Raw genomic sequence first — 692 nt, 5'->3', positions numbered from 1 at the left:
AATTTTCATTAATTTTAATGTCCCAAAAACACATGTTTCCATATAAACATAAAAATGATGAATGAAAAAGAAACGATACAAAGCAGTAAATTTTTAAGTCTGGTGTTGCGACATCAACCTGAAATCATCAATCTACAATTAGATGAAAACGGTTGGGCAAATGTTGATGAATTAATTGAAAAAGCCAGCCAAAAGGTAAAACTCAATCATGAAATTTTGAATCTTGTGGTGGAGGCCAATTCTAAAAAGCGTTTTGCTTTTAACGAAGCCAAAGACAAAATCAGAGCAAGCCAAGGTCATTCCATAGAAATTGAATTAGGTTACACCAATCAAAAACCACCTGAAATTCTATTTCATGGAACAAGCGAAAAGTCAGTTGAATCCATTTTACAATTTGGTTTAGAAAAACGAAGCAGACAACATGTTCATTTAAGTTCAGATTTAGAAACCGCCATCAAAGTTGGTCAAAGACATGGAAAACCTTATGTTTTTGAAGTTTTGGCGGAGCAAATGTTTCAAGATAATTTTGAATTTTTCATTTCTGAAAATGGTGTTTGGTTGACTGATTATGTCCCAGCAAAATATTTAGAAAAGAAGAACTAAGTTCTATTTTTTTTAGATGAAATTTCATTTTATAAATTTTACCTATTCCTAAATAAAAAACATTGAAATTAAAAACTTTAATAATTATA

At 29.8% G+C, this 692-nt stretch carries 1 protein-coding gene; it reads left to right on the top strand.

Annotated features, from left to right (window positions below; translation table 11 throughout):
* Positions 1-57: 57 nt before the first annotated feature.
* Entirely contained in the window at positions 58-603 is a 546-nt protein-coding gene (locus AC4AGG_RS16695; RefSeq protein WP_489773152.1) for an RNA 2'-phosphotransferase, read from the top strand.
* The last annotated feature ends 89 nt before the right edge of the window (positions 604-692 follow it).

This window comes from Chryseobacterium sp. CG10_8 (assembly GCF_058117085.1).
Note: the sequence above shows the minus strand (reverse complement) of the source record. Positions and strands in the feature narration are given on the sequence as shown.

Coding starts and splice junctions, on each gene's coding strand:
- AC4AGG_RS16695 (WP_489773152.1), top strand. CDS start 58: ATGAATGAAAAAGAAACGATACAAAGCAGTAAATTTTTAAGTCTGGTG.